At 53.9% G+C, this 8,047-nt stretch carries 9 protein-coding genes; all 9 read left to right on the top strand.

Annotated elements, in window-relative coordinates; all coding sequences use genetic code 11:
* Positions 1-14: 14 nt before the first annotated feature.
* A complete protein-coding gene (gene prfA, locus HUU59_07205; GenBank protein ID NUO19212.1) occupies positions 15-1,091 on the top strand; it encodes a peptide chain release factor 1 in 1,077 nt (358 codons plus the stop codon).
* A complete protein-coding gene (gene prmC / locus HUU59_07210; protein ID NUO19213.1) occupies positions 1,088-1,945 on the top strand; it encodes a peptide chain release factor N(5)-glutamine methyltransferase in 858 nt (285 codons plus the stop codon). The genes prfA and prmC overlap by 4 nt, the downstream gene beginning before the upstream one ends.
* 1 nt (position 1,946) lies before the next feature.
* The gene (locus tag HUU59_07215) at positions 1,947-4,007 is read left to right on the top strand and encodes a thioredoxin domain-containing protein (GenBank protein ID NUO19214.1); all 2,061 of its coding nucleotides are present in this window, start codon (positions 1,947-1,949) and stop codon (positions 4,005-4,007) included.
* On the top strand, positions 4,004-5,146 hold the full coding sequence (tgt, locus tag HUU59_07220) for a tRNA guanosine(34) transglycosylase Tgt (protein ID NUO19215.1): 1,143 nt from the start codon (positions 4,004-4,006) through the stop codon (positions 5,144-5,146). The genes HUU59_07215 and tgt overlap by 4 nt, the downstream gene beginning before the upstream one ends.
* Before the next feature lie 12 nt (positions 5,147-5,158).
* Positions 5,159-5,488 carry a preprotein translocase subunit YajC gene (yajC, locus tag HUU59_07225; protein NUO19216.1) on the top strand — a complete coding sequence of 110 codons (330 nt, stop codon included), beginning with the start codon at positions 5,159-5,161 and terminating at the stop codon, positions 5,486-5,488.
* Between the two features lie 32 nt (positions 5,489-5,520).
* Positions 5,521-6,063: a peptide deformylase gene (gene def / locus HUU59_07230; protein NUO19217.1), complete on the top strand. Its 543-nt coding sequence runs from the start codon at positions 5,521-5,523 to the stop codon at positions 6,061-6,063.
* A gap of 2 nt (positions 6,064-6,065) precedes the next feature.
* Positions 6,066-6,989: a methionyl-tRNA formyltransferase gene (locus HUU59_07235; GenBank protein ID NUO19218.1), complete on the top strand. Its 924-nt coding sequence runs from the start codon at positions 6,066-6,068 to the stop codon at positions 6,987-6,989.
* Positions 6,990-7,015: 26 nt separating this feature from the next.
* Complete coding sequence (locus tag HUU59_07240) at positions 7,016-7,702, top strand: zinc metallopeptidase (protein ID NUO19219.1); 687 nt, start codon at positions 7,016-7,018, stop codon at positions 7,700-7,702.
* 114 nt (positions 7,703-7,816) lie between these two features.
* The coding region (locus tag HUU59_07245; GenBank protein ID NUO19220.1) for an IS3 family transposase at positions 7,817-8,047 on the top strand (231 nt) is incomplete at its 3' end.

Consider the following 8,047-nt stretch of genomic DNA (forward strand, 5'->3'; position numbering starts at 1 on the left):
CTCCAACAAATTAAGTGCTTGACAAAATTGAACATATTCTAAAACGCCACGATGACATTCAGGCCAGGCTCTCGAACCCCGAGATCGCAAGCACCCCAAGCCTTGCTACTCCGTTGCTCAAAGAGGCCAAAGAACTGTCTGCCCTTGTCGAGAAGGCGAAGGAGTATCTGAAGGTCACCGAGGAAATCAATGGCGCGCGGGAACTGGCTGGCTCATCCGATAGTGCCATGCGCGAAATGGCGTCTCTTGAGTTGGAAAGTCTCGTAACTCAGCTTCAGCAGCTTGAAGAAGACCTTCGCACGCTTCTCCTGCCGCGCGACCCGGCGGATGAGCGCAACGCCATTCTCGAAATCCGAGCCGGCACGGGTGGTGAAGAGGCTGCATTGTTTGCCGCTGACCTGTTCAGAATGTATTCCCGATACTGCGAGACTATGCGTTGGAAGTTCGAAGTCGCATCCTTGAACGAAGCAGAGGCGGGCGGTATCAAGGAAGTTGTCGTGGAAATTCGCGGTCAGGAAGTGTACGGAATGCTCAAGTGGGAAAGTGGCGTGCATCGCGTCCAACGTGTGCCTGTTACTGAAGCTCAAGGACGTATTCACACGTCCGCCGCATCCGTTGCGGTACTCCCCGAAGCCGAAGAAACCGACATCGAAATCAAACCGACGGATTTGAAGATTGACGTCTATCGCTCCTCCGGCGCCGGTGGTCAGCACGTTAATACGACAGACTCTGCCGTTCGCATTACGCACTTGCCGTCTGGACTGGTCGTGGCAATTCAGGATGAGCGCTCGCAAATCAAAAATCGAGCAAAGGCGATGAAGGTGCTTACCTCAAGACTGCTGGCAATGAAACGTGACGAAGAGGCCGCCAAGCTATCCGCTGAGCGCAAGAGCCAAATCGGCAGCGGGGACCGCTCGGAGAAAATCCGCACCTATAACTATCCGCAAAATCGTGTCACCGACCATCGCATCAATCTTACTCTGTACAAGCTCGATCGCGTCATGGAGGGCGACATCAGCGAGCTGATAGAAGCCCTGCGAATGGCCGACAGAACCGAGAAACTTAATCGAGCGGCGGAGAGCGTTGCGTGAGCGATAGCAATCGCTTGATTGATCTGCTCGCTTCAACTGAGAAGTTCTTCCTACGTAAAGGTATCGAATCTCCGCGCCGAAATGCGGAAGCGATTTTCGCGCATGCACTTGGAGTACCGCGTATTGAACTCTACGTCCAGCACGACCGACCGGTCAATGACTTCGAACTCATCGCTCTGCGCGAGTTGATTCGCCGTCGGGCGAACCGCGAACCCCTGCAGTATCTTCTCGGCAAACTTGACTTCGCCGGCGTGGAAATCGTCCCCCGGCCCGGACTGCTGATTCCGCGACCCGAAACCGAAGAGCTCGTGGTCGAACTATCCAAACATGTTCCGTCGGGCGCCAGAATCCTCGACATCGGTGCTGGCACGGGCTGCATCAGTGTCGCACTTGCGAAATCCTGTGTGGATTGTCAGGTCGTTGCCGCCGACATTGACCCCGATGCCGTGGAATCCACTTCACTCAATGCTCGCCGCAACGAAGTCGCGGAACACATAGCTTCAATTACGGCGGATCTGTTCGATGACAATTTCCCGGCTAAATGCGGTGCGCCTTTTGATGTCGTCGTTTCAAACCCGCCCTATATTCGCGAAGCAGAGTGGAAATCTTTGCAAACCGAAGTAAAAGACTTTGAACGCAAGCACGCTCTGGTTTCCGGTAGTGAGGGCGATGAGTGTTATGTGCGTATCGCACAACTGCTGCCCGGCCTGCTTAAGTCAAGAGGAATTCTCGCGCTCGAGTTTGGACACGATCAAGCCGGGCGTATTCGACGCCTGTTCACATCGATACTTACAAGGTTTGATATCTATCACGATATGCAGGGAGTTGAGCGGTATCTCATAGGGAATTATTAGAATGAGAATCGCATTCGTTTCGCTATTACTGCTTACATCCTGCTCCGCTAAGCCACACGTGCACACCAACGCGCTCATTCACGAAGCCAGCCCTTATCTACTGCAGCACGCGCACAATCCCGTCGATTGGTTGCCGTGGGGCGACGCTGCATTTGAAAAGGCCCGAATTGAAAACAAGCCTGTGTTCTTATCGGTTGGTTATGCGGCCTGTCACTGGTGTCACGTCATGGAGCATGAGTCATTCGAGAATGAGCAGATTGCCGAGTTCTTGAACGAGCACTTCGTCTCCATAAAAGTTGATCGCGAAGAGCGTCCCGACGTGGACCATCACTACATGCAGGCCGTGCAGAAGATGACAGGCTCGGGCGGGTGGCCGATGTCTGTTTTTCTGACTCCCGACCGCAAACCGTTCTACGCCGGAACCTACTTCGCACCCGAAGCCCGTTATGGCCGCCCTGGTTTCATGGATGTTCTGAAAGGGCTTTCTAAAGCGTGGGAGACTCAGCGCGATTCTGTTCTTTCATCCGCAACGCAGTTGCACAATGCGATACACGAGGAGCTGGTCTTAGCCCCTGCTCAAAGCAAGCTCTCCCCCGCTCTGCTCGACAGCGCGGTCGCGGAGTCCAAACGCAATTTCGATCCGATTAACGGTGGCTTCTCAAGAGCGCCGAAGTTTCCGCACGCCATGGAACTCGCCATGCTCCTGCGATACTATTCCCGCACTGGTGACGACTCGGTCAAGCACATGGTCGAATTCACACTGGACAAAATGGTACGCGGCGGAATCTTTGACCAGATTGGCGGTGGATTCCATCGTTACTCGACTGACGAGAAGTGGCTCGTCCCGCACTTCGAAAAAATGCTCTATGACAACGCGCTTTTGTCAGGTGTCATGCTTGACGCTCTAAATTCAGGATTGCGCATTCCAGTTGGAGCCATTGAGTCAACAGCACGTTGGATGTTTCGTGAATTAGCCGTACAGGAAGGCGGTTTTGCTTCGTCTCTTGACGCGGATTCCGAAGGCGAAGAGGGGTGGTTTTACTTGTGGAATCCAGAGCAGGTTCAAAACGTGCTTGGAGATGACGCATCAGCGTTCTGCACTGAATACGATATTACTGAACAGGGCAATTTTGAACACGGGCTTTCCATTCCTAATCTTCTTGCCTACGACGGAGAAGTCTTGTTCAAACAGGGGTCGTCAAACAGAAGCTTGACGGCGCTGCGGGAGGCGCGGGATTCCCGTGTCCAACCATTGCAAGATGACAAAATACTTTGCGATTGGAATGGCTTTTTAATCTCAGCTTTGCCCGGAGAAAAGTCTGTTATTCCCGCTGCCGAACGATTCGTCTCGGCATTTGAGTCCGACGGTGAGTTAGTGCATTCGTTCCTTGGTAATAAGGAACTGCGGGTACAATTGCTTCTTGACTACGCGTCCCTTGGAAATGGGTGTCTCGAACTCTTCCATATGACAAGTGACGTCAGGTGGTTCGACAATGCGTATAAACTCGCAGATGAAATAGAACGCCGCTTCGCCAGAGGTGATGGCCTCTATTATATGAGTGAAGACTCCGTCGCCGGAGTGCGCTCAGTAGACTTGTATGACAGCGCGATGCCTTCCGGTAACTCCCTCGCGGGAAATCTCTTTATCAAGCTCTACTACCTGACCGGCGAAGAGAAGTTTCGAGAACGCGCAGAAAAGCAGATTAACGCTCTAATGCCTTATCTGGAGCGCATGCCGACTGCCTTTTCACAAGCCTTGTTAACTGCCGAATGGCTGATGTTTCCGCCGGAGCAGATTATCATAGTTCAGCCTTCGCATAAAAACGTTGGGTTCGCATCGCGGATCAACCGGCAGATTCTCTACGTAACTGAGGACTTCATTCACAGTCTTCCTCCTAAGCATCCATTGCTTGCCCTTCTCGACGGCAAATCAATGATAGATGGCAAAGAGACCTATTACATTTGCCGCAACTTCATCTGCGAATTGCCGACGACGGACGCCGCGGCGGCCTATGCACGAGTTGTGAAGCCGTGGGAGGATCCAATACGGAAACAGAGATAACCGCGCACCCGTTCCGCGTGCTACACGAAGATTCCTCCGGCACGAGCGCGCGCAGAACTGTTCTTTCTACCGAACACGGCGACATTCACACTCCGCACTTCTTTCCCGTCGGAACACTGGGTGTCGTCAAGACATTGACACCGCGCGAGCTTCATGAATCCAATGTGCAGGCGATGCTGTCCAACAGCTATCACCTGTACCTCCGACCCGGTCTGGACATTCTGAAACAAGCCGGCGGCTTGCATCGTTTCATGAAGTGGGACAGACCGATTCTCACCGACTCCGGTGGTTTTCAGGTTTTTTCACTCGCAGAGATTCGCAAAGTACACCAAGACGGCGTCCGTTTTCAATCGCACTTGGACGGCAGTTATCACGAATTCACGCCCGAATCCGTCGTCAACATACAGCGCCACATCGGCAGCGATATCATGATGGTGCTTGACCTTTGTCCGCCCTATCCATGCTCGCATGGACAGGCTGATGAATGGAATCGACTGACTGTAAAGTGGGCGAGAATGGCACAAGTAGCCGAACTCGAACAACCGTTGCTCTACGGCCATCGCCAAAACCTCTGGGGTATCGTACAAGGCTCCACTTATCCCGATTTGCGCCGCGAGTCTGCTGCCGCGCTAATCGACTTGAACTTCCCCGGTTACGCCATTGGTGGAATGGCCGTTGGCGAGCCCAAAAGCATCTTTAACGAACTCGTGCCGCTTACAGCTGATTTGCTGCCAAAGGACAAACCGCGCTATCTGATGGGAGTTGGCTTTCCGGAAGACTTGCTGCGTTGCGTCTCATGGGGAATTGACTTCTTTGATTGCGTTCTTCCTACGCGCAACGGCCGCAACGGTTGCGCATTCACCTGGAACGGCCGCGTCATCATCAAAGCCGCCCGACACAAAGAGTCATTTTTTCCACTTGATGACTCCTGCGGCTGCTACACCTGTCAAACCTATGATCGCGCGTATCTCCGCCATCTCTTCGTCTGTGACGAATTGCTCGGATTACGACTGATTTCTTTGCACAATGTCCATTTCTATCAAGACCTGATGCGGCAGATCCGGACACACATCGAAGCCGGTGACTTTAAGTCGTGGCTCGAATCCGTCCTGCCGACTGTTGAACAAAAAGATTCCTAAACCGGAGGCAAAATGCCCAACCTATTCACGTCACCTGTTTTCTATCCCCTTCTTCAAGCCGAAGGCCAGCAGGCTCCAAGTATGCTCGGCGCATTACTGCCGTTTGTGCTCATCATCGTCGTCATGTACTTCCTGATGATTCGGCCCCAGCAAAAAAGGCAGAAAGCACACGCCGCCATGCTCGCTGCGTTGAAGCAGGGCGACGAAGTCGTCACCATGGGCGGAGTTTACGGCACGATTGCCGGCATCGATGAGAAAGAGAATACAATGTGGCTGAAGATAGCAAACGAAGTCAAAATCAAGGTCGAACGCAGTTCCATCGCGCGCGTCATCAGCGCCTGATTAAACGCCTTCGCCGGTACGAAACTACAACGATGAACAAGCCCTTCGACGAGACGACAGAAACCCACAAAGTTATCATCTACGGTCATCCGACGCTGCGCAAGCGCGCGGCCGATGTTACCGTCTTTGACGATAACCTGCGCCGGTTTGCGCGCGAGATGTTTGCCACCATGGAGGAATACGAAGGCGTCGGACTTGCCGCGCCGCAGGTGGACAGGTCTGTCCGCCTGATTGTCGTCGGCATTCCTGATGAAGAACGCGAAGACATGTTCTTTATGGCCGCGGTCAATCCCGTTGTCAAGGAATCCTCGGGCACACTCGATTACGAAGAAGGATGCTTGTCTATTCCGGATATTCGTGAAACCGTCACGCGGCCGGAGTCCATTACCGTCGAATACGACACTCTCGAAGGTGAACACAAAACGTTGCACGCGTCGGGGATGCTCGCCCGTGTCCTGCAGCACGAAATCGATCACCTGAACGGGATTCTCTTCATTGACCACCTCTCTCCGGTTCGCCGTGCCTTGTTGAGCAGCAAGCTTAAACGCCTCGAACGCGAATCGCAGGAGTCCTGACAGTGCGTGTTGCCTTTTGCGGCAATCCGGCTTTTGCGTTGCCTACTCTTGAAGCGTTGCTGCAAAGTGCCCATGAAGTCGTTGCCGTCATTTCAAGCCCTGACCGGCCGCAGGGACGCGGACGCAAGCTCGCGCCCATGCCCGTCAAGAAGTTCGCATTGGAGAAGGATCTACCGGTCCTCACTCCTCAAAAACTTAGAGACCCGGACTTTCTGCTTGAACTGACCGGCCTGAACCTCGATGCGCTCATCGTCGTTGCCTTTCGAATCCTGCCGCATGAGATGTTCACTTTGCCGCGTTGGGGCGCGCTCAATGTCCACCCCAGCCTGCTTCCGAAAGGGCGCGGTCCGGCTCCGATTCAATGGACTCTGCTTCGAGGTGAAACCGAAACTGGTGTCTCTATAATCCGGCTGACAGAAGAGATTGACGGCGGCGGTATCCTCGACCAGCGGAGGACTCCCGTTCAAAGCCATGAGAGTTTCGGTGACCTGCATGATCGTCTTGCACGCATGGGTGCCGGCATGCTTGTTGAAGTCCTGGATGCTCTTGAGTCCGGAATCAGTCTCCAGCCCGTCATGCAGGACGAGTCGCAAGTCACCACCGCGCGGAAGCTTAAGCCGGAAGATTACTTGCTGAACTTTAATCTGCCGGCAACCGATCTCCTGAACAGAATTCGTGCATTTGCTCCGTTCCCCGGAGCAATTGCCAAGGCCGGTCAATTCAGCCTGAAGATTCTGTCCGCTCAGATCGACTCTGAGGCAAGCCCGATTCCCGCGGCGCAACTCAAGCTATTCCATGACTCTATGAGCATTGGAACGGCCGACCATCCCCTCTCGTTAAAGTATGTGAAACCTTCCGGAGGCAAGGCCATGCCTGTCGCAGAATATTTGCGCGGCCGACCGCAACTCCCGGAAAGATTTGATTAAACCCATTATGGAGCTAAAAAGAACCTATGTTACCGATTTTTGATTGGACGATGATTCTCATTCTGCCTGCCTTCGCGTTGGCGTTGTGGGCACAGTTCAAGGTGAAGGGTACTTATCGCCAATTCAGTGAAGTCCGCTCGCGTCTCGGAATGACTGGTGAACAGGTGGCGCGCCGAATTCTTGACCAAAACGGTCTCTACGATGTGGCCGTTGAACCCATTGCCGGAGAATTGACCGACCACTATCATCCCGGTGACCGTAAGGTACGGCTGTCCGAAGGCATCTTTGGTTCAACAAGTCTCTCAGCACTTGCCGTGGCCGCGCACGAGGTGGGACATGCCATTCAACATAAAACCGGGTATGCGCCGATGACATGGCGCGCGTCTCTGGTTCCGGTTGCAAATATCGGCAGTATGGCCGCGATGCCGCTCTTCTTCATCGGAATGTTCATTCCCAACATCAGTTGGCTGATGGATCTTGGAATAATCTTTTTTGCCGGTGCCGTGCTGTTTCATTTGGTGACATTACCGGTTGAGTTTGATGCGTCCAGCCGTGCCGTGGCGATTCTCGGCAACGGAAGTTTCCTTGCCCCCGATGAAGTGGCCGGAGCCCGGCGAGTGCTGAATGCCGCCGCGTGGACCTATGTAGCCGCCGCGACTATGGCCTTACTCCAAATGATGCGACTCATCCTGCTGCGCAACAGCCGCGACTAGTCTCAAATCGACTGTAACTGAACGCGGCGAGTCATATGACTCGCCGTTCTCTTTTTCTGCCTGCTCAGTTGAGTGTCTTCTTGAGTCCGCGGGTACTTCGGGTGGCCTGACAGAATGGCACACACGGTCTATCGTATTCTTAAGCGCAACGGGTTAGCGCGGGAGCTGCCGCAGATCATTCCGGCGGCCAAAGAGTATCACCGCAAGACGACACGGGTGAACGAACTGTGGCAGACGGATCTGACGGAGCTGATGTTGCCCGACTGGGGCACGCATCCGTTGGGCAGTGTGGTGGATGACTTCAGCAGGTTCTCGATCGTGTTCCGGCGCCTGCGCAACGCGAAA

It is taken from the genome of bacterium, from assembly GCA_013360195.1.
Taxonomy (GTDB): Bacteria; Electryoneota; RPQS01; order RPQS01; family RPQS01; genus JABWCQ01.